The sequence below is a fragment of the Variovorax sp. OK605 genome, from assembly GCF_900115445.1.
In the GTDB taxonomy this organism is placed as follows: Bacteria; Pseudomonadota; Gammaproteobacteria; order Burkholderiales; family Burkholderiaceae_C; genus Variovorax.
Genome location: NZ_FOWL01000025.1, coordinates 54,733 through 73,426, shown reverse-complemented (window position 1 = coordinate 73,426; position 18,694 = coordinate 54,733). Strand labels below are relative to the sequence as shown.

The window sequence follows — 18,694 nt, the reverse complement described above, 5'->3', positions numbered from 1 at the left end:
CAGGGCTTCATCATCCAACAAACCCGGCCTGGAAGGACTCGAGGAGATTGAGCACGTCGGCAGCTCGCCCTTCGGCTACCAGCGACTCGGCGGTCCTGTAATCAAACAGCGCGAGTGGCTCGTTCCTGTACCAGAGGATGGCCGCCTCGAGGTCCCCGCCCGCGACCGCGGTCGCGGCAGCCAGCACTTTCTGGATTGTGCGGGTAGAGGACGGGATGTCGCTCATAGCTCGACCACCAGCGCTGGGTTGAACTGCTTGTTTTCGTGGTCTCGGCCATGCCGCACGTACCCCCGTGGATTGCACACCACCCGGCAGTTACCCGTTTGATCGTTAAAGCTCTCGTGGAGGTGGCCATGCACCCAGAGTGACGGCACTTCGAAGAAGGACCTTGGGAGCTCGCTCACAAAAGATGCGGACAGCCAGTCGGACTGATAGTGCCGCGCGAGAGAGTTTCGATGCGGGGCGTGGTGGGTCACAACCACCGTTGGCCCGTCGAAGGGCTCAGCCAGCTTCTGGGCCAGCCAGGCGCGGTCACGCTGGTGGAGCGCCCGTGTGTCTTCAGGTACCAGGCGGCGCTTCTTTGACTTGGCTGCTACCACGGGTGCGTCGGAGGATTCCTGCGCCTCCTCGGCCCACCGGATCGATGAGTAGTCGTTGAGACGGACCTTGGTCGCCTTTGTGGCCCGTTCGGTGAATACCAGCGACCCTGTCTTGGTCTGGATCGGCAGTTCGAAATCGGTCCACAGGGTGCAGCCCAGAAACCGGACGCCGCCGATCACGGCCTCGCTGGGCACCAGCAGATGCACGTTGCACGCCTTCGCGGTCAGCGCCATTTCCTTGAGCGAGTTCTGCACGACGCCGGAATAGAACTCGTGGTTGCCCGGTACGAACAGGATGGGCACTGACTCTCCGAAGTTCTCGGCCCGCCGGGCCCATCGCATGGCCTTGGAGCCGGGCACCGAGATGTCTCCAGCAAGGATCACGACGTTGTAGTCAGCCTTCGGAACGAGAAAAGTACCGAACTCGAGGTGCAGGTCCGAAAGGATGAGCAGCTTCACGTCGGTAGGTCCGTTCTCAGCAGGGCGCTCAGGACATTAGGATCGAGAGTTTGGAGTTCCACGCCTCGCCGTAAGGGATAGAAGGCACAGCCACGCGGATCGTCGGGCGGTCGAAGTCATTGGTCTCGAAGAGGAAATGAATGTGCTGAAACCGAAACACCGGGTTCTGGGGATATTCGGTCCACTTGAGCTGCCAATTGCTGAAGTAGTCGAAGTCGACCGTCCAGGCGGACTTTCCGCGCACGATGCAGGCTTTGCGGGCATCCGGATCGAACAGGAAGCAGGTTCCATCCCAGTTGCCCAGCATGCGGCGAGGATCAACCGGGAAGAAGGTCGCGCCAGTTGCCTGCCCCTGTTCCCGCAGCATCTGCTCGCGCCCCGCCTGGCTCGAACGAGGCAATGCGATCCAGGCCCAGTAGAAGAGGACCAGTGCGATTGCGAGCATCGCCAGGAGCGGGAGTGTCACGAGTGAGTCTCCTGAGACCACCGTGAACGAGTGTCGTCTCTCAACGGGGAGCCGACGATGTCCTGTGGTGGTGCAAAGCGCGGCCCATCTCGCCGAGAACTTGATGGATGGCCCGGCAAAGCTAAATCGCCAAGATCTGTGACCTGGCAACTAATTGGCGGCTGTGTAGGTTCTGCTTTCATTCATCGTCCTGTGCCAGCAGTAAAACGACGCGGACTTCGCTGGAAGCTGCGATGAGTCGAATCGCTTCAGTGTGAGACCTGAAGAATAGTCGAATTTCCACTATTCCAAAACGAACTTCAGGGTGCGGGCCACAAGGAAGTGGCTCATGCAGAAGACGATTTACAGCCGGCAAAGCAAGCTGGTGACGACTCTCCTACGAGAGTTCAGGCAAGCAAGGGAAATGACCCAGGTGGAACTGGCCAAGAAACTTGGCATGACCCAAAGTGACCTCAGCAAAGTCGAGCGGGGAGCGCGGCGCATCGACTTTGTCGAATTGAGGCATTGGGCAGCCGCAATAGGTATCGATATGGGACTTTTCGTCGCCGAGTTTGAGGCGAGGCTTGAAGCCGCGTCTGTGGCGGCACAGGTTCCCAGGCGCAACCATTGATGCGTTGACCGCGCTCAGTCGAGACAGGAGTGGGGCGCCCCGCGTTAGGCGTCCGGAATACTGCTCAAGTTGAGAAGTGACGTGATTTCGTGCGCAGTCTCGAGTGTCCGCTTCGCTGGCAAATGCGTGCGATTTTTTCTTCGATGTTAGTGTCTACTACTGCTGTTTGCGCGGAGTTGTCGGCGGAAATTTTGACACTCTGTTATTTGTAATTTTCGCGCATCTTCTCGATTTCTGACACTCTGTTGGGAAATTTGACACTCTGTTAGGGGCCTCTACAGGGCCTTCCGGCCCCGGCGCTGCCCGGTTGCCGCCCCTTGCGCATAATTGACGCAAGCTATGACTCTCACCGAACTCAAATACATCGTCGCAGTAGCCCGCGAACGCCATTTCGGCAAGGCCGCCGAGGCCTGCTACGTGTCCCAACCGACCCTTTCGGTCGCCATCAAGAAGCTCGAGGACGAGCTCGAGGTCAAGCTCTTCGAGCGCAGCGCCGGCGAAGTGACCGTCACGCCGCTGGGCGAGCAGATCGTGCAGCAGGCGCAAAGCGTGCTCGACCAGGCCGCCAGCATCAAGGAGATCGCCAAGCGCGGAAAGGACCCGCTGGCCGGCCCGCTGAACCTGGGCGTGATCTACACCATCGGGCCGTACCTGCTGCCCGACCTCGTGCGCCAGGTGATCCAGCGCACGCCGCAGATGCCGCTGGTGCTGCAGGAGAACTTCACCGTCAAGCTGCTCGAGATGCTGCGCGCCGGCGAGATCGACTGCGCCATCATGGCCGAGCCCTTTCCCGACACCGGCCTGGCCATGGCGCCGCTGTACGACGAGCCCTTCATGGCCGCGCTGCCCAACAAGCACAAGTTCGCCGACCGCGAATCGATCACCTCCGAAGAACTGCAGAGCGAGACCATGCTGCTGCTGGGCACGGGCCACTGCTTTCGCGACCACGTGCTCGAGGTGTGCCCCGAGTTCGCGCGCTTCTCCAGCAATGCCGAAGGCATCCGCAAGAGCTTCGAGGGCTCGTCGCTGGAGACCATCAAGCACATGGTGGCCTCGGGCATGGGCGTGACGCTGGTGCCGCGCCTGTCGGTGCCGGCGGATGCGCTCAAGCCCAAGGTCAAGGGCCGCAAGGAGCCCGAGCAGATGGTGCGCTACCTGCCCGTGCGCGACGCCAACGACCGCGACCCGCCCACGCGCCGCGTGGTGCTCGCATGGCGGCGCACCTTCACGCGCTACGAGGCGATCGCGGCGCTGCGCAATGCGATCTATGCGTGCGAGCTGCCGGGCGTCAAGCGCCTGTCGTAGCAGCCCGCCAGCAGCCCGCCGTGGCCCATGGTGGCGCGCGATTCGAGAGATCGGCCTACGCGCCGCGTGTTTTGAATCGTTGATCGCTGAGATAGAGTGACGCTGTTGCGAAGCCGCACGCCGGCTTCGAGAATTCCGGTGTCCCTCCAACTTGAAGAAAGAGCTCCCGCCATGGCCAAAGCCCCGAAGAAATCGTCGTCCGCTTCCTCCGCCGGCAAGGTGCCCAAGAAGGGCGGCGCGGTGGTCGCGCAGGAGTCCGGCAGCCGCAATGCGCCGATCATCAACATCGGCATCGAGCGCCAGGACCGCGCCGCCATCGCCGAAGGCCTGAGCCGCGTGCTGGCCGACACCTACACGCTGTACCTCACCACGCACAACTTCCACTGGAACGTGACGGGCCCGCACTTCAACTCGCTGCACGCGATGTTCATGGGCCAGTACACCGAGCTGTGGGGCGCCACCGACGTGCTGGCCGAGCGCATCCGCGCGCTGGGCCACTACGCGCCGGGCTCGTACGCCGAGTTCAGCAAGATCGCCACCGTGCCCGATGTGCCGCAGACCCCGCCCAAGGCGATGGAGATGGTGCGCATCCTGGTGAAGGGCCACGAAACCGTGTCGCGCATCGCGCGCGAGTTCATTCCCGTGGCCGAGGAAGCCGGCGACGACCCGACGGCCGACATGCTCACCGCGCGCTGCACGGTGCACGACCAGACCGCCTGGATGCTGCGCTCGCTGCTCGAAGACTGAGCGCGCACCGTCCTTGCACCAACCAGGAGCGGCACAATGGCCGCTCTTTTTTTGCCCGCCCGCCGCATGCTCGCCCGTCGTTTCGCGCTGTACCTCGACCTGATCCGCTGGAACCGCCCCGCCGGTTGGCTGCTGCTGCTGTGGCCCACGCTGGGGGCGCTGTGGTTCGCGGCGGACGGCTGGCCGGGCTGGCACCTGCTGGTGGTGTTCACGCTCGGCACCTTCCTCATGCGCAGCGCGGGCTGCTGCATCAACGACGTGGCCGACCGCGACTTCGACCGCCACGTGAAGCGCACCGCGCAACGCCCCGTGACCAGCGGCGCGATGTCGGTGAAGGAAGCGCTGGGCCTGGGCGCCGTGCTGGCGCTGGCGGCCTTCGGCCTGGTGCTCACGACCAACCGCGTGACGGTGCTGTGGTCGTTCGCGGCGCTGGCCATCACGCTGATCTATCCGTTCGCCAAGCGCTATGTGTCGATCCCGCAGGCGGTGCTGGGCATTGCCTTCAGCTTCGGTATTCCGATGGCCTTTGCGGCGGTGCAGTCCACGGTGCCGCCGCTGGTGGCGTGGCTGCTGGTCGGCAACCTGTTCTGGGTGCTGGCCTACGACACCGAGTACGCGATGGTCGACCGCGACGACGACCTGAAGATCGGCATGAAGACCTCGGCCATCACCTTCGGGCGCCTGGACGTGGCGGCGGTGATGGCGAGCTATGCGATCTTCCTGGCCATCTGGGGCTGGGCCGGCGCGAGCCATTCGCTGGGCCTGCCGTTCTGCGCGGGCCTTGCCATTGCCGCGGCGCAGGCCGCGTGGCACTGGCGGCTGATTCACGGCCGCACGCGCGACGGCTGCTTCAAGGCCTTCCGCCTGAACCATTGGCTGGGCTTCACCGTGTTCGCCGGCATCGTGGCCGGCTACGCGCTGCGCTGAGGGCGTTTGCCATGCTCGAACGGTTGAATCAGAAGATCGGCCAGGAGGGCTTCTCCGGCTGGCACTGCATCACGCAGGACATGGTCGAGCGCTACTCGGCGCTGTCGGGCGACGGCGAAGGCGAGTGGATCCACCTCGACCCCGCGCGCGCCGCGCGTGAAGCCAGCTATGGCGGCACCATCGTGCAGGGCTTCTTCCAGGTCTCGCACCTGATCAAGCTGACCGGCGAGGCCATGCGCACGCTGCTGCCCTTCGATTCGAACCACGCGCTGAACTACGGCTTCGACCGCCTGCGCTTCGTGCGGCCGATGCCGGTGGGCGCGCGCTTCCGGGCGCGGGTGCGCATCATGGACGTGACGCCCAAGCCCGGCGACAGCTTCCTGCTGAAGGAAGAAGTGCGGCTCGAGCTGGAGGACGGCACCGTCACGCTGGCCGCCGAGTGGCTGTTCTTCCTCGGGCCGGGCGCGTTGCCGCCGGCCTGACATTCACCAGCAGCGATCGGCAATGGGCCGTTGGCCGTTGCGATCAGCCGCGGCCGAATTCCTCGCCCAGTTCGGCGGCGCGCTTCTGCGCGGCGCGGATCGCGGTCTTGAACTGCGCCTTCACGTCGGCCTGCTGCATCGAGGTGATGGCCGCATAGGTCGTGCCGCCCTTGGAGGTGACGCGCTCGCGCAGCACCGACGGCGGCTCCGTGGCGCTGTGCGCCAGCGCCGAGGCGCCCGTGAACGTGCCGATCGCCAGTTGCTGGGCCTGTTCGGGCGTGAGGCCCATCTCGACGCCGGCCTCGGTCATCGCCTCGATGAAATAGAACACGTAGGCCGGCCCGGAACCCGACATGGCGGTGACGGCGTCGAGCGCCGGTTCGGCGTCCACCCAGATCAGCTCGCCGGTCGGCCCCAGCAACTGGGCGACCATGGCGCGGTCGGTGCTCTCGACGCCGGGGCGCGCATACAGGCCCGTCATGCCCTGGCCCACGAGCGCCGGCGTATTGGGCATGGCGCGCACCACGCGCTCGGTGCCCAGCCAGCGGGCGATGCTGTCCGACGGAATGCCCGCGGCCACGCTCAGGTGCAGTGCGTCGCCGGCGAACGCGCGCACGGAGCGGGCGGCCTCGGCGAAGGTCTGGGGCTTGACCGCCCAGACCACCACGCCGCAGCGCGCGAGGGCGTCGCTGGCCTCGGCCCGGGCCGTGATGCCGAAGGAATGGGCCAGCTTGGCGCGGGCTTCCTCGAAGGGCTCGACCACCTCGAACGCGTCCGCCGGGGTGCCTTGCTGGATCAGGCCGCCGATGATGGCGCTGGCCATGTTGCCGCCGCCGATGAAGGCGACGGGCGGCAGCGGTGGCAGGGGCGCGGGGCCGGTGCGGGGGAGGAAGGTCACGGCGATGGTCATGGTCGGGCGGCTCGGTCTGGACGGTCTGTGTATTCGAAGGCGACGAACTGGGTCACTTGAAGCGGGTTGAAATTGTCGTCGCTCACGACCACCAGCATGCGCTTGCCGTCGGGCAGCGGCGGCCCCCAGCACATGCCCTCCGTGTTGTCGAGGCGGGACAGGCCCAGCGCCGCGAAGTCGGCCACCGGCGTCTTGGCCGCGGGGCGGTGGTTGCCGGGCGCCAGCGCGTCGACGGCGAGCACGTCGCTCGCGGCGCGGGTGTCTATTTCATACAGGCGCAGCGAATTGCCCTTGCCGGTGGCGTAGGCGCGCTCCAGCACCAGCATGCGGTCGGCGTCGAGCATGAGGATCTCGCTCACGCCGTTGTCGGCGTAGCTGCCGGGAATGAGCGGGCGCAGCGGGATGGCGTCGGGCACGTAGGCGATCTGGCGGTCGGCCTGGCCGGTTTCCAGGTCGATGCGGGTGAAGCGGCAGGGGCCGCCGGGCGCGCCGGTGGTGGGCTCGGGGCCGTCCTGTATCAGGGCGTTTTCCATGCCGAGCCAGGCGAAGCGGCCGTCGGGCGTGAGCGTGACGCCTTCGAAGCTCAGGTTGTCGCGCGGGCCGCGGCGCTGGGCCGGGTCGACCTGGAACATCGCCGGCATCGTGAATTCGCGCAGAAAACGCCCGTCGCGCGCCGATTCGTACAGCGCGGGGCCGAAACCGCGGGCGACGTCGCCTTCGCTGGTCCACAGCAGGGTGTTGGTGGCGGGGCGCAGGCGCAGGGCCTCGGGGTCGGGCACGGGGAGCCCGTCGACCGCGTGGCGCCGGTTCGGCCAGGGGCCGCCGCCGGGGCGTTGCAACTGGACCACGCTCGTGGGTTCGGGCGGGGTGGCTTGGGCCTGGGCCTGCGGCTGGGGCCAGCGGGCGGTGTAGAGGCGCACAGGCGCCAGGTCTGACCGGTCATCGCTGATGAGCAGGTACTCACCTCGGACGGGGTCGTAGTCGATGCCCGAGAGGCCGCCCGCCGTGGTGCCCTCTATTAACAGGCGGTGCGGCCAGCGCGCCTCGGCGATGCGGCGAAGCTGCCCGGGGTCGGGATTGGGCGTTGCGCTCCTGCAACCGGCCAGGCCCAGCGTGAGCAGGCCGGCCGCCCCCGCGCCGGCTGCGAGCAGGCGGCGGCGTGGCAGGGCGGGAGGCGAAAAGGAGGATTTCACGGGCTGGCGCACGCCCGAAGTCTAGTGCCAGCGAGAAATGGTGTAATGGGGTTGTTGACATCGCCATAAGTGCGTGCCACAATCGCGGGCTTCGCTTCCAAAAGGCGAAGCTTTCAGCCCAAAGCGGAAGCGCCCCGAGTGGTTCGGGGTGTGGACGACGGGACCAAGACTGACCGCGGTGCTTCCCTCCTGGAGGCACATCGGTACAAGTTGGGAATATCAAGAAATGATCCAAACTGAATCCCGGCTCGAAGTGGCCGACAACACAGGCGCGAAATCCGTCCTGTGTATCAAGGTGCTCGGTGGCTCCAAGCGGCGTTATGCCAGCGTGGGCGACGTCATCAAGGTGAGCATCAAGGAAGCCGCTCCGCGTGGTCGCGTCAAAAAGGGCGAGATCTACAGCGCAGTGGTGGTTCGCACCGCCAAGGGCATCCGTCGTGCTGACGGTTCGCTCGTCAAGTTCGACGGCAATGCCGCCGTGCTGCTCAATGCCAAGCTGGAGCCTATCGGCACCCGCATCTTCGGACCGGTCACGCGCGAACTGCGCACCGAGAAGTTCATGAAGATCGTGTCGCTGGCACCTGAAGTTCTCTAAGGACAACAACGTCATGAACAAGATTCGCAAAGGCGACCAGGTCATCGTGTTGGCCGGTCGTGACAAGGGCAAGCGCGGCGTCATCTCGCTGCGCAAGGACGACTCGCACGTCCTCATCGAAGGCCTGAACCTCGTCAAGAAGCACACCAAGCCGAACCCCCTCAAGGGTACGACCGGTGGCATCGTCGAGAAGTCCATGCCCATTCACCAATCCAACGTGGCGATCTTCAATGCCGCGACCGGCAAGGCCGATCGCGTGGGCATCAAGGTCACCCAGGGTGCAGACGGCAAGCGCGTGGCTGTTCGCGTCTTCAAGTCCAGCGGCGACGAAATCAAGTTCGCCTAAGAGGTACTCACATGGCACGTCTCCAACAACACTATCGCGAAAAGATCGCGAAAGACCTGACGGAAAAGTTCGGCTACAAGTCGCCGATGCAGGTTCCGCGCCTCACCAAGATCACGCTCAACATGGGTGTGGGTGAAGCAGTCGCCGACAAGAAGGTTCTCGACAACGCTGTCGCCGACCTGACCAAGATCGCTGGCCAGAAGCCCGTGGTCACCAAGTCGAAGAAGGCTATCGCCGGTTTCAAGATCCGCGAAAACCAGCCTATCGGCTGCATGGTCACGCTGCGTGGCGTGCAGATGTATGAGTTCCTGGACCGTTTCGTGACCATCGCGCTGCCGCGTGTTCGCGACTTCCGCGGCATCTCCGGCCGTGCGTTCGACGGCCGTGGCAACTACAACATCGGCGTCAAGGAACAGATCATTTTCCCTGAGATCGAGTACGACAAGGTCGATGCCCTGCGCGGTCTCAATATCAGCATCACGACGACGGCCAAGACCGACGAAGAAGCCAAGGCGCTTCTCGCTGGTTTCCGTTTCCCGTTCAAGAACTGAGGCGAACTGTGGCTAAACAATCTTTGATCCAGCGCGAACTCAAGCGCGACAAGCTGGTTGCCAAGTACGCTGCGAAGCACGCAGAACTGAAGGCGGCTTCCAATGACCAGAAGAAGAGCGAAGAAGAGCGCGCTGCTGCACGCCTGGCGCTGCAGAAGCTGCCGCGCAACGCAAATCCGACGCGTCAACGCAACCGCTGCGAAATCACCGGTCGCCCGCGCGGTACCTTCCGTCAATTCGGTCTGGCTCGCGCCAAGATCCGTGAACTGGCTTTCGCTGGCGACATCCCCGGTGTCACCAAGGCCAGCTGGTAAGCCAGGCAGGAGCAAACAACATGAGCATGAGTGATCCCATTGCCGACCTGCTGACGCGTATCCGTAACGCGCAGATGGTGGCGAAGCCCACTGTGTCGATCCCGTCTTCCAAGGTGAAGGCCGCGATTGCACAAGTCCTGAAAGACGAAGGCTACATCGACGGCTTCGAAGTGAAGACCGATGCAGGCAAGTCCGAACTCGTCATCACGCTGAAGTACTACGCTGGCCGTCCGGTCATCGAGCGTATCGAGCGCGTGAGCCGCCCCGGCCTGCGCGTCTACAAGGCCAGCGCAGCCATTCCGCAAGTCCAGAACGGCCTCGGCGTTGCGATCGTCACGACCCCCCAGGGCGTGATGACCGACCGCAAGGCTCGCGCTACCGGTGTCGGTGGCGAAGTTCTGTGCTACGTCGCCTAACCGAGACATCGAGGAGTTACTGAAATGTCCCGAGTAGGAAAAATGCCGATCACCATCCCCGCAGGCGTGGATGTGTCGATCAAGGAAGACCAGATCAGCGTCAAGGGCACGGGCGGCACGCTCAGCCTCACGCGCAATGTGCTGGTGAACGTCGCCAACAACGACGGCAAGCTGAGCTTCGCGCCCGCCAACGAATCGCGTGAAGCCAACGCGATGAGCGGCACGCTGCGCCAGCTGGTGAACAACATGGTGGTCGGTGTGACCAAGGGCTTCGAGAAGAAGCTCAACCTGGTGGGCGTGGGCTACAAGGCCGCCGCAGCCGGTTCCAAGCTGAACCTGCAAGTCGGTTACTCGCACCCGGTCAACATCGAAATGCCGCAAGGCATCACGGTGGCCACCGCGACCCCGACCGAAATCGTGATCAAGGGTGCTGACCGTCAGCGCGTTGGTCAAATCGCCGCTGAGATCCGCGCTGTTCGTCCGCCTGAGCCTTACAAGGGCAAGGGCATCCGTTATTCGGACGAGAAGATCGTGATCAAAGAGACCAAGAAGAAGTAAGGGGCAGCAAAATGATGTTGACCAAAAAAGCACAGCGTCTTCGCCGCTCACGCCAGACCCGCATTCGCATCGCGACGCAGGGCGTGGCCCGTCTGACGGTGAATCGCACCAACCTGCACATCTACGCCACCGTCATCTCCGACGACGGCACCAAGGTGATTGCAACCGCATCGACGGCAGAAGCCGAAGTGCGTACCTCGCTCGGCGGTTCGGGCAAGGGCGGCAATGCCGCTGCTGCCACCGCCGTCGGCAAGCGCATCGCTGAAAAGGCGAAGGCTGCCGGCGTCGAGAAGGTCGCTTTCGACCGCGCAGGTTTCGCATACCACGGCCGCGTCAAGGCGCTGGCCGAGGCCGCCCGCGAAGCCGGTCTGCAGTTCTAACCGGACACGAGATTCAAAATGGCAAAGATTCAAGCAAGAACGCAGAACGAAGGCCCTGAAGACGGTTTGCGCGAGAAGATGATCGCGATCAACCGCGTCACCAAGGTGGTGAAGGGTGGTCGTATCCTCGGTTTCGCAGCACTCACCGTGGTCGGTGACGGCGATGGTCGCGTTGGCATGGGCAAGGGCAAGTCGAAGGAAGTGCCCGCAGCAGTGCAAAAGGCGATGGAAGAAGCGCGTCGCAACCTGCTGAAGGTTTCGATCAAGAACGGCACGCTGCACCACCAGGTGCAAGGCCACCACGGCGCTGCAAAGGTCGTGATGTACCCGGCCCCCAAGGGTACCGGCATCATCGCCGGCGGCCCGATGCGCGCTGTGTTCGAAGTGATGGGCATCACCGACATCGTGGCCAAGAGCCATGGTTCGTCGAACCCTTACAACATGGTTCGCGCCACGCTCGACGGGTTGAAGAACTCGACGACCGCTGGTCAGGTGGCTGCCAAGCGTGGCCTCACCGTCGAAGATATCTTCGCTTGAGCGCAAGCCTGAAAGAAGTATTCAAATGACGACGCAACAACAAACCCTCAAGGTCCAACTGGTCAAGAGCCCGATTGGTACCAAGGAATCGCATCGCGCGACCGTGCGTGGCCTCGGCCTGCGCAAGCTCAACAGCGTGAGCGAGCTGCAAGACACCCCGGCGGTGCGCGGCATGATCAACAAGATCAGTTATCTGGTCAAAGTTCTGTAAGAGAGACTGATATGGAACTCAATGGCATCAAGCCGGCAGCCGGCGCCAAGCACGCCAAGCGTCGCGTTGGCCGTGGTATCGGCTCTGGCATCGGCAAGACCGCGGGTCGCGGTCACAAGGGTCAGAAGTCGCGCGCAGGCGGTTTCCACAAGGTCGGCTTCGAAGGCGGTCAAATGCCTCTGCAGCGTCGCCTGCCGAAGCGTGGCTTCAAGTCGCATCTGCTGAAGTTCAACGCCGAAGTCACGCTGACTGCTCTCGAGCAGCTCGGCCTGGCCGAAGTCGATGTGCTGGCACTGAAGCAAGCCGGCCTCGTTGGCCAGCTCGCCAAGGTCGTCAAGATCATCAAGACCGGTGAGCTGACCAAGGCCGTCAAGCTGACGGGCGTGGGCGCAACGGCTGGTGCCAAGGCTGCTATCGAAGCAGTCGGCGGCAGCTTCGCCTGATCACCAACGGACTGAAAGAAGTTCTTCGTGGCAACTAACGCGGCAACGATCGCAAAAACAGGCAAGTTCGGCGACCTTCGTCGTCGGCTCGTCTTTTTGCTGCTCGCGCTCGTGGTCTACCGGATTGGCGCGCACATTCCTGTGCCGGGTATCAACCCGGACCAGCTGGCAGCGTTGTTCCAGGGCCAGCAGGGCGGCATTCTGAGCCTGTTCAACATGTTCTCGGGCGGTGCGCTGTCGCGCTTCACCGTGTTCGCGTTGGGGATCATGCCGTACATCTCGGCGTCGATCATCATGCAGCTGATGACCTACGTGCTTCCGACCTTCGAGCAATTGAAGAAGGAAGGCGAGGCCGGTCGCCGCAAGATCACGCAGTACACGCGGTACGGCGCGTTGGGTCTGGCACTGTTCCAGTCGTTCAGCATCGCAGTGGCGCTCGAGTCGTCGGCCGGCCTGGTCATCTCGCCCGGTTTCGGCTTCCGCCTGACCGCCATGGTGAGCTTGACGGCGGGTTCGATGTTCCTGATGTGGCTCGGCGAGCAGATCACCGAACGTGGCCTGGGCAACGGCATCTCGATCCTGATCTTTGCAGGTATCGCAGCCGGTCTGCCGAACGCCATTGGCGGCCTGGCTTCGCTGGTGACGACCGGCGCGATGAACCCCATCATTGCGCTGTTCATCGTCGCGGTGGTGGTGCTGGTCACGTACTTCGTGGTGTTCGTCGAACGCGGTCAACGCAAGATCCTCGTGAACTATGCGCGGCGCCAGGTCGGCAACAAGGTGTATGGCGGTCAGTCGTCGCACCTGCCCCTGAAGCTGAACATGGCCGGTGTGATTCCGCCGATCTTCGCTTCGTCGATCATCCTGCTGCCCGCAACGGTGGTTGGCTGGTTCAGCACGGGTGACGGTGGTTTCCGCTGGATCAAGGACATTGCCGGCGCACTGCGTCCGGGCGAGCCGATCTACGTGCTGCTGTATGCCGCTGCGATCGTTTTCTTCTGCTTCTTCTACACGGCACTCGTGTTCAACAGCAAGGAAACGGCCGACAACCTAAAGAAGAGTGGTGCATTCATTCCTGGCATTCGCCCGGGTGACCAGACCGCTCGCTATATCGACAAGATTCTGGTTCGACTGACGTTGGCCGGCGCGGTGTACATCACCTTCGTCTGCCTGCTGCCGGAGTTCCTGATCCTGAAGTACAACGTGCCGTTCTACTTCGGTGGTACCTCCCTGCTGATCATCGTGGTCGTCACGATGGACTTCATGGCCCAGGTGCAAAACTACATGATGTCCCAGCAGTACGAATCGCTGCTGAAGAAGGCGAACTTCAAGACATCGTAGGGCTGTGTTTCAGTATTGAGTCCGGGCGGTAGACCGCCACGTTAAACAGTTTTAGGAGAATGAAATGAGAGTTTCGGCTTCGGTCAAAACCATCTGCCGTAATTGCAAGGTCATCCGCCGTAAAGGTGTGGTGCGTGTGATTTGCACCGACCCGCGCCACAAGCAGCGCCAGGGTTGATTGAAGAGTATTAGAGGACGCACATGGCACGTATTGCTGGCATCAACATCCCGCCGCACAAGCACGCTGAAATCGGCCTGACCGCCATCTTCGGCATCGGTCGCACCCGCGCCCGTCAAATCTGCGAAGCGAGCGGCATCGAATATTCGAAGAAGATCAAGGATCTGACCGACGCCGATCTCGAAAAGATCCGCGACCAGATCGCTCTGTTCACCATCGAAGGCGATCTGCGTCGCGAAACGACGATGAACATCAAGCGTTTGATGGACATCGGTTGCTATCGCGGCTTCCGTCACCGTCGCGGCCTGCCGATGCGCGGTCAGCGCACGCGCACCAACGCACGCACTCGCAAGGGTCCGCGCAAGGCTGCGCAGTCCCTGAAGAAATAAGGATAGAACAGCATGGCTAAAGCACCTGCAAACAACGCCGCACAGCGCGTTCGCAAGAAGGTTCGCAAGAACGTCGCGGACGGTATCGCCCACGTGCATGCCTCGTTCAACAACACCATCATCACGATCACCGATCGCCAGGGCAACGCCCTGTCGTGGGCTTCGTCGGGTGGCCAGGGCTTCAAGGGCTCGCGCAAGTCGACCCCGTTCGCTGCGCAGGTCGCTTCCGAAGTGGCCGGCCGTGCTGCTGTTGAACAAGGTATCAAGAACCTCGACGTCGAGATCAAGGGCCCCGGCCCCGGTCGCGAATCGTCGGTGCGCGCCCTGGCTGCGCTCGGCATCCGGATCAACTCCATTGCCGACGTGACGCCCGTTCCGCACAACGGCTGCCGTCCCCAGAAGCGTCGCCGCATCTGATCGTCAGTCCGCAAGGCGCAGCCGGCTTTGAATAGCGGCTGCGCATTTGTTTTTTATCTAAGCCCACCGCCACTCGCGTCTCGCAGGTGGCTCCCGCAGGCAACTGCGGCAGATACACAAAGGAAGAATCGTGGCACGTTACCTCGGCCCCAAGGCCAAACTTTCCCGCCGTGAAGGCACCGACCTGTTCCTGAAGAGCGCCCGCCGTTCGATCCAGGACAAGGCCAAGTTCGACTCCAAGCCCGGCCAGCACGGTCGCACCTCGGGTCAGCGCACTTCCGACTACGGCCTGCAGCTGCGTGAAAAGCAGAAGGTCAAACGCATGTACGGCGTGCTGGAAAAGCAATTCCGCCGCTACTTCGAAGAAGCAGACCGCCGCCGTGGCAACACCGGCGCCAACCTGCTGTTCATCCTCGAATCGCGCCTGGACAATGTCGTTTACCGCATGGGCTTCGGCTCGACCCGCGCCGAAGCGCGCCAGCTCGTGTCGCACAAGGCGATCACGGTGAACGGTCAGTCGGTCAACATCCCGTCGTACCTGGTCAAGACCGGTGACGTGGTTGCCGTGCGCGACAAGTCGAAGAAGCAGAACCGCATTGTTGAAGCGCTGCAACTCGCTCAGCAAGTCGGCATCCCGGCATGGGTCGATGTGAACGCCGACAAGGCTGAAGGCACGTTCAAGAAGGTGCCCGATCGCGACGAATTCGCAGCCGACATCAACGAATCGCTGATCGTCGAACTGTATTCGCGTTGATTTTTTCTACCCGCACCCGCCCTTCGGCGCGTGCGGGAGATTGTTATTGTTGTTCACGTTCCTGCTCCGCACTCTGCTGCGGATCAGGTGCTTCACCAGCCTTACCGGTGTAACGAGCCGGGGGTATTGAGAGGAAGTCTGCATGCAAACCACCCTGCTGAAACCCAAGACCATTCAGGTCGAGCAACTTGCCGCCAACAAGGCCAAGGTCACGCTCGAACCTTTCGAGCGCGGCTACGGCCACACGCTCGGCAACGCGCTGCGTCGCGTTCTGCTGTCGTCCATGGTGGGCTACTCGGCCACCGAAGTCACGATCGCTGGCGTTCTGCATGAGTACTCGTCGATCGACGGCGTGCAGGAAGATGTCGTCAACATCCTTCTGAACCTCAAGGGCGTGGTGTTCAAGCTCCACAACCGCGACGAAGTCACGCTGAGCCTGCGCAAGGACGGCGAAGGCCCGGTCCTGGCATCGGACATCCAGACGCCGCACGACGTCGAGATCATCAACCCCGATCACGTGATCGCGCACCTGTCGCAAGGCGGCAAGCTCGACATGCAGATCAAGGTTGAAAAGGGTCGCGGCTACGTGCCCGGCACGATGCGCCGCTACGCGGACGAGCCGACCAAGTCGATCGGCCGCATCGTTCTCGACGCATCGTTCTCGCCTGTGAAGCGCGTGAGCTACACCGTCGAAAGCGCCCGTGTCGAACAGCGTACCGACCTGGACAAGCTGCTTGTCGAGATCGAGACCAACGGTGCGATCACCGCGGAAGACGCAGTGCGCGCTTCGGCTAAAATCCTGGTCGAACAGCTCGCCGTGTTTGCGCAGCTCGAAGGCGGCGAACTCGCTGCATTCGATGCACCCGCACCGCGCAGCGCACAGCAATTCGATCCGATCCTGCTGCGCCCTGTCGACGAACTCGAACTGACGGTGCGTTCGGCCAACTGCCTGAAGGCCGAAAACATCTACTACATCGGTGACCTGATCCAGCGCACCGAGAACGAGCTGCTCAAGACCCCCAACCTGGGTCGCAAGTCGCTCAACGAAATCAAGGAAGTCCTCGCTTCGCGCGGCCTGACCCTGGGTATGAAGCTCGAAAGCTGGCCGCCGGCCGGCCTCGACAAGCGTTAATTTGAATTTGGCTCAGAAAAGAGCCAGTGCACCGGGCAGTACCTGACACGGCTGCCTGTTTTTATAAAGTAAAGGAAAAGCACCATGCGTCACGGACACGGACTTCGCAAACTCAACCGCACCAGCTCGCACCGCCTTGCGATGCTGCAGAACATGATGAACTCGCTCATCGAGCACGAAGTCATCAAGACCACGGTCCCCAAGGCCAAGGAACTGCGCCGCGTCATCGAACCGATGATCACGCTTGCCAAGAAGCCCACGCTCGCCAACAAGCGCCTGGCCTTCGACCGCCTGCGCAGCCGCGACAGCGTCGTCAAGCTCTTCGGCGAACTCGGCCCGCGTTTCGCCGCGCGTCCGGGCGGCTACACCCGCATCCTGAAGATGGGCTTCCGCGTGGGCGACAACGCGCCGATGGCGCTCGTCGAACTCGTCGACCGTGCTGAAATTAAAGCTGATGCAGCTGAGCAAACTGCTGATTAATAAGCTATAATTTATACTTGCCGCGCGATGGAGCAGCCTGGTAGCTCGTTGGGCTCATAACCCAAAGGTCGCAAGTTCAAATCTTGCTCGCGCAACCAATTTAAAAGGCCCTTTGATTTATCAAAGGGCCTTTTTTCTTGGCCGGTAATTGAATTGAAAAAGCCCTCGCAATGAGGGCTTTCTTGTTTCTGGAGATTACCTTCAACCGTGCCAGGCCGAGCAGCGAATCACGCTGCAGAAGTTGCCGCGGTGAAAATGAGGCTCCTTGTCCGCGATCACATCCGCCTTCACGTTGCCGAAGGTCGTCTCCGGCTTGTGCCCGATGCCGTCGTAGAAGGCCTGGATGATGTCTTCCTTGAAGTGCTCCGTGCGCGGATGCGCGTGCACGACCTTCGTGCGCTCGGCTTCGCTGTATTCCTTGTAGGTCAGCCCCAGCACGTCCATCTCGACACCGGCCGTCACCAGTGCCACCACCGGGTGCATGTGCTGCGGAATGCCCGGCGTCGTGTGCAGCGCGATCGCGGTCCACACCAGGTCGATGTCCTGCCGCGAGATCCCGTGCCCGCGCAGAAAATCGCGCGCCACGTTCGCACCGTCCACCTCGAAGCGCTCGTGCGCGCTGCTGTGCTTCTTCACCAGCCCCATGTCGTGGAACATCGCGCCGGCGTACAGCAGCTCGGGGTCGAAGCTCAATCCGCGGTGCTTGCCGGCCAGCGCGCCGAAGTAGTAGACCCGGCTCGAGTGATGAAAAAGCAGAGGCGGCGCGGTGTCCTGAACCAGCTCCGTGATCTCGCGCGCGAGCTTGCTGTCGGGGATGCGCACCCCTTCGATGTCTGTCGTCGTGAAGTTCATGTGGATTTCTCCTGTGAGTGTGAACATGACTTTAGGAGCGAGCTACATTGGCGTGTTCAGCCGTAGAGCGACGAATCCAGACATTGCAGGGCTGAAAGAGACGCAGGAAAAATCGTGCGCAGCACCAAGACCATCGCGATCCTCGCCATGCCCGGCGTCCAGCTGCTGGACGTGTCGGGCCCGCTCGACGTCTTCGCCGAAGCCAACGTGCAAGCCCATGCGCAGGCCTATCGCCTGCGCGTCATCGCAACGCGCCGTGGCGCCATTCGCAGTTCATCGGGTGTTCGACTGATGCCCGACGCCGTCATCGGCGACGAACCCGAGGAGCCCATCCACACCCTGCTCGTCGCCGGCACGCCGCACGCGGCAAGCGCCGTGTCCGATCTCGACGTGGCCGCATGGCTGCGCCAGCGCACGCCCAAGGTGCGCCGCTTCGGTTCCGTCTGCAGCGGTGCTTTCGTGCTGGCGCAAGCGGGGCTGCTCAACGGCCGGCGCGTGACCACGCACTGGGCCGTCGCCGACCAGCTCGCGCACGACTTTCCTTCGGTCACCGTCGATGCCGATGCCATCCACGTGCGCGACGGCCGCCTGCGCACCGCGGCGGGCGTGACGGCCGGCCTCGACCTCTCGCTGGCCCTGGTCGAGGAAGACCTGGGCCGTGACATCGCCATGAAGGTCGCGGCCCAGCTCGTGATGTTCTTCAAACGCCCCGGCGGCCAGATGCAGTTCAGCCGCAAGGGTGAAGCCGCGCCCACGGGCAGATCGGCGCTGCAGGAGGTTCAGCGCTGGATCGCGGCCAACCCCGTCGTCGACCACAGCGTTGCGAACCTCGCCGCGCGCATGGGCCTCAGCGAGCGCCATTTCGCGCGGTTGTTCAGGCAGGAGGTCGGGGTCACACCCGCGGGGTGGGTGGAAGACATTCGCGTGGCGGCCGCACGGCGCCTGCTGGAGGCTGGCGACGTCGCACCCAAGCAGGTGGCGCCCCTTTGCGGTTTCGCCGATGCCGACACGTTGCGCCGCGCGTTCCAGCGGCAGGTCGGCATCACGCCGGCGGAATACCGCAAGCGTTTCGCGCACGCCATCGTCTGAAGAACGAGGGCG

29 protein-coding genes and 1 tRNA gene are annotated in these 18,694 nt (G+C 63.1%); 24 read left to right on the top strand and 6 right to left on the bottom strand.

Features of this window, described 5'->3' with window-relative positions; all coding sequences use genetic code 11:
- Positions 1–10: 10 nt before the first annotated feature.
- The 3 genes from BM013_RS37495 to BM013_RS37485 are packed head-to-tail and all read right to left on the bottom strand — an operon-like array spanning position 11 to position 1,525.
- Positions 11–226, bottom strand: a complete 216-nt coding sequence (locus tag BM013_RS37495) for an antitoxin Xre/MbcA/ParS toxin-binding domain-containing protein (protein ID WP_093135145.1) — start codon at positions 224–226, stop codon at positions 11–13.
- Entirely contained in the window at positions 223–1,059 is an 837-nt protein-coding gene (locus tag BM013_RS37490) for a metallophosphoesterase (protein ID WP_093135142.1), read from the bottom strand. Before BM013_RS37490 ends, BM013_RS37495 begins: the two co-directional genes overlap by 4 nt.
- 28 nt (positions 1,060–1,087) lie before the next feature.
- Complete coding sequence (locus tag BM013_RS37485; protein WP_256221861.1) at positions 1,088–1,525, bottom strand: hypothetical protein; 438 nt, start codon at positions 1,523–1,525, stop codon at positions 1,088–1,090.
- A gap of 328 nt (positions 1,526–1,853) precedes the next feature.
- Between BM013_RS37485 and BM013_RS37480 the strand changes: the two genes are divergently transcribed.
- From BM013_RS37480 to BM013_RS37460, 5 genes are all read left to right on the top strand, one after another.
- Entirely contained in the window at positions 1,854–2,135 is a 282-nt protein-coding gene (locus BM013_RS37480) for a helix-turn-helix domain-containing protein (protein WP_093135139.1), read from the top strand.
- Positions 2,136–2,474: 339 nt separating this feature from the next.
- Positions 2,475–3,440, top strand: coding sequence for a LysR substrate-binding domain-containing protein (locus tag BM013_RS37475; RefSeq protein WP_093135137.1), 966 nt, complete (start codon positions 2,475–2,477; stop codon positions 3,438–3,440).
- Between the two features lie 171 nt (positions 3,441–3,611).
- Positions 3,612–4,187 (top strand): Dps family protein, encoded by a 576-nt coding sequence (locus BM013_RS37470; RefSeq protein ID WP_093135134.1) that lies wholly within the window; start codon positions 3,612–3,614, stop codon positions 4,185–4,187.
- A gap of 66 nt (positions 4,188–4,253) precedes the next feature.
- Positions 4,254–5,114, top strand: a complete 861-nt coding sequence (ubiA, locus tag BM013_RS37465; protein WP_093135185.1) for a 4-hydroxybenzoate octaprenyltransferase — start codon at positions 4,254–4,256, stop codon at positions 5,112–5,114.
- An 11-nt stretch (positions 5,115–5,125) separates the two neighbouring features.
- The gene (locus BM013_RS37460; protein ID WP_093135132.1) at positions 5,126–5,596 is read left to right on the top strand and encodes a MaoC/PaaZ C-terminal domain-containing protein; all 471 of its coding nucleotides are present in this window, start codon (positions 5,126–5,128) and stop codon (positions 5,594–5,596) included.
- 43 nt (positions 5,597–5,639) lie between these two features.
- On the opposite strand, the gene proC is transcribed toward BM013_RS37460, so the two are convergent.
- The gene (gene proC / locus BM013_RS37455) at positions 5,640–6,506 is read right to left on the bottom strand and encodes a pyrroline-5-carboxylate reductase (RefSeq protein WP_093135129.1); all 867 of its coding nucleotides are present in this window, start codon (positions 6,504–6,506) and stop codon (positions 5,640–5,642) included.
- Positions 6,503–7,699: an esterase-like activity of phytase family protein gene (locus BM013_RS37450; protein ID WP_256221860.1), complete on the bottom strand. Its 1,197-nt coding sequence runs from the start codon at positions 7,697–7,699 to the stop codon at positions 6,503–6,505. Before BM013_RS37450 ends, proC begins: the two co-directional genes overlap by 4 nt.
- Positions 7,700–7,925: 226 nt before the next feature.
- On the opposite strand from BM013_RS37450, the gene rplN reads away from it, so the two are divergent.
- The 18 genes from rplN to BM013_RS37360 all read left to right on the top strand — a co-directional run bounded on the left by rplN (position 7,926) and on the right by BM013_RS37360 (position 16,839).
- A complete protein-coding gene (rplN, locus tag BM013_RS37445) occupies positions 7,926–8,294 on the top strand; it encodes a 50S ribosomal protein L14 (RefSeq protein ID WP_009124801.1) in 369 nt (122 codons plus the stop codon).
- Between the two features lie 13 nt (positions 8,295–8,307).
- Positions 8,308–8,640, top strand: a complete 333-nt coding sequence (gene rplX, locus BM013_RS37440) for a 50S ribosomal protein L24 (RefSeq protein ID WP_093135127.1) — start codon at positions 8,308–8,310, stop codon at positions 8,638–8,640.
- 11 nt (positions 8,641–8,651) lie between these two features.
- Positions 8,652–9,191 (top strand): 50S ribosomal protein L5, encoded by a 540-nt coding sequence (gene rplE / locus BM013_RS37435; protein ID WP_013544114.1) that lies wholly within the window; start codon positions 8,652–8,654, stop codon positions 9,189–9,191.
- 8 nt (positions 9,192–9,199) lie between these two features.
- Positions 9,200–9,505, top strand: coding sequence for a 30S ribosomal protein S14 (gene rpsN, locus BM013_RS37430; protein ID WP_093135124.1), 306 nt, complete (start codon positions 9,200–9,202; stop codon positions 9,503–9,505).
- A gap of 20 nt (positions 9,506–9,525) precedes the next feature.
- On the top strand, positions 9,526–9,921 hold the full coding sequence (gene rpsH, locus BM013_RS37425) for a 30S ribosomal protein S8 (protein WP_056516708.1): 396 nt from the start codon (positions 9,526–9,528) through the stop codon (positions 9,919–9,921).
- A 24-nt stretch (positions 9,922–9,945) separates the two neighbouring features.
- A complete protein-coding gene (gene rplF, locus BM013_RS37420) occupies positions 9,946–10,479 on the top strand; it encodes a 50S ribosomal protein L6 (RefSeq protein ID WP_093135121.1) in 534 nt (177 codons plus the stop codon).
- 14 nt (positions 10,480–10,493) lie between these two features.
- Positions 10,494–10,859: a 50S ribosomal protein L18 gene (rplR, locus tag BM013_RS37415; RefSeq protein ID WP_042672913.1), complete on the top strand. Its 366-nt coding sequence runs from the start codon at positions 10,494–10,496 to the stop codon at positions 10,857–10,859.
- Positions 10,860–10,877: 18 nt separating this feature from the next.
- The gene (gene rpsE, locus BM013_RS37410; RefSeq protein WP_093135118.1) at positions 10,878–11,396 is read left to right on the top strand and encodes a 30S ribosomal protein S5; all 519 of its coding nucleotides are present in this window, start codon (positions 10,878–10,880) and stop codon (positions 11,394–11,396) included.
- A gap of 25 nt (positions 11,397–11,421) precedes the next feature.
- A complete protein-coding gene (gene rpmD / locus BM013_RS37405; protein ID WP_009124818.1) occupies positions 11,422–11,607 on the top strand; it encodes a 50S ribosomal protein L30 in 186 nt (61 codons plus the stop codon).
- An 11-nt stretch (positions 11,608–11,618) separates the two neighbouring features.
- A complete protein-coding gene (rplO, locus tag BM013_RS37400) occupies positions 11,619–12,050 on the top strand; it encodes a 50S ribosomal protein L15 (RefSeq protein WP_093135116.1) in 432 nt (143 codons plus the stop codon).
- Between the two features lie 27 nt (positions 12,051–12,077).
- A complete protein-coding gene (gene secY, locus BM013_RS37395; protein WP_093135113.1) occupies positions 12,078–13,391 on the top strand; it encodes a preprotein translocase subunit SecY in 1,314 nt (437 codons plus the stop codon).
- Positions 13,392–13,455: 64 nt separating this feature from the next.
- On the top strand, positions 13,456–13,569 hold the full coding sequence (rpmJ, locus tag BM013_RS37390) for a 50S ribosomal protein L36 (RefSeq protein ID WP_013544106.1): 114 nt from the start codon (positions 13,456–13,458) through the stop codon (positions 13,567–13,569).
- 23 nt (positions 13,570–13,592) lie between these two features.
- Positions 13,593–13,958 (top strand): 30S ribosomal protein S13, encoded by a 366-nt coding sequence (rpsM, locus tag BM013_RS37385; RefSeq protein ID WP_013544105.1) that lies wholly within the window; start codon positions 13,593–13,595, stop codon positions 13,956–13,958.
- A 12-nt stretch (positions 13,959–13,970) separates the two neighbouring features.
- On the top strand, positions 13,971–14,375 hold the full coding sequence (rpsK, locus tag BM013_RS37380) for a 30S ribosomal protein S11 (RefSeq protein WP_009124825.1): 405 nt from the start codon (positions 13,971–13,973) through the stop codon (positions 14,373–14,375).
- 130 nt (positions 14,376–14,505) lie between these two features.
- A complete protein-coding gene (gene rpsD, locus BM013_RS37375; RefSeq protein ID WP_093135111.1) occupies positions 14,506–15,129 on the top strand; it encodes a 30S ribosomal protein S4 in 624 nt (207 codons plus the stop codon).
- 142 nt (positions 15,130–15,271) lie between these two features.
- Positions 15,272–16,261, top strand: coding sequence for a DNA-directed RNA polymerase subunit alpha (rpoA, locus tag BM013_RS37370; protein ID WP_009124827.1), 990 nt, complete (start codon positions 15,272–15,274; stop codon positions 16,259–16,261).
- Positions 16,262–16,345: 84 nt separating this feature from the next.
- The gene (rplQ, locus tag BM013_RS37365; protein ID WP_093135108.1) at positions 16,346–16,741 is read left to right on the top strand and encodes a 50S ribosomal protein L17; all 396 of its coding nucleotides are present in this window, start codon (positions 16,346–16,348) and stop codon (positions 16,739–16,741) included.
- A gap of 21 nt (positions 16,742–16,762) precedes the next feature.
- A tRNA-Met gene (locus BM013_RS37360) sits at positions 16,763–16,839 on the top strand.
- 103 nt (positions 16,840–16,942) lie between these two features.
- On the opposite strand, the gene BM013_RS37355 is transcribed toward BM013_RS37360, so the two are convergent.
- Positions 16,943–17,593, bottom strand: coding sequence for an HD domain-containing protein (locus tag BM013_RS37355; protein WP_093135105.1), 651 nt, complete (start codon positions 17,591–17,593; stop codon positions 16,943–16,945).
- 114 nt (positions 17,594–17,707) lie between these two features.
- Here BM013_RS37355 and BM013_RS37350 point away from each other — a divergent pair, with 114 nt between their 5' ends.
- Positions 17,708–18,682, top strand: coding sequence for a GlxA family transcriptional regulator (locus BM013_RS37350; RefSeq protein WP_093135103.1), 975 nt, complete (start codon positions 17,708–17,710; stop codon positions 18,680–18,682).
- Positions 18,683–18,694 lie beyond the last annotated feature (12 nt).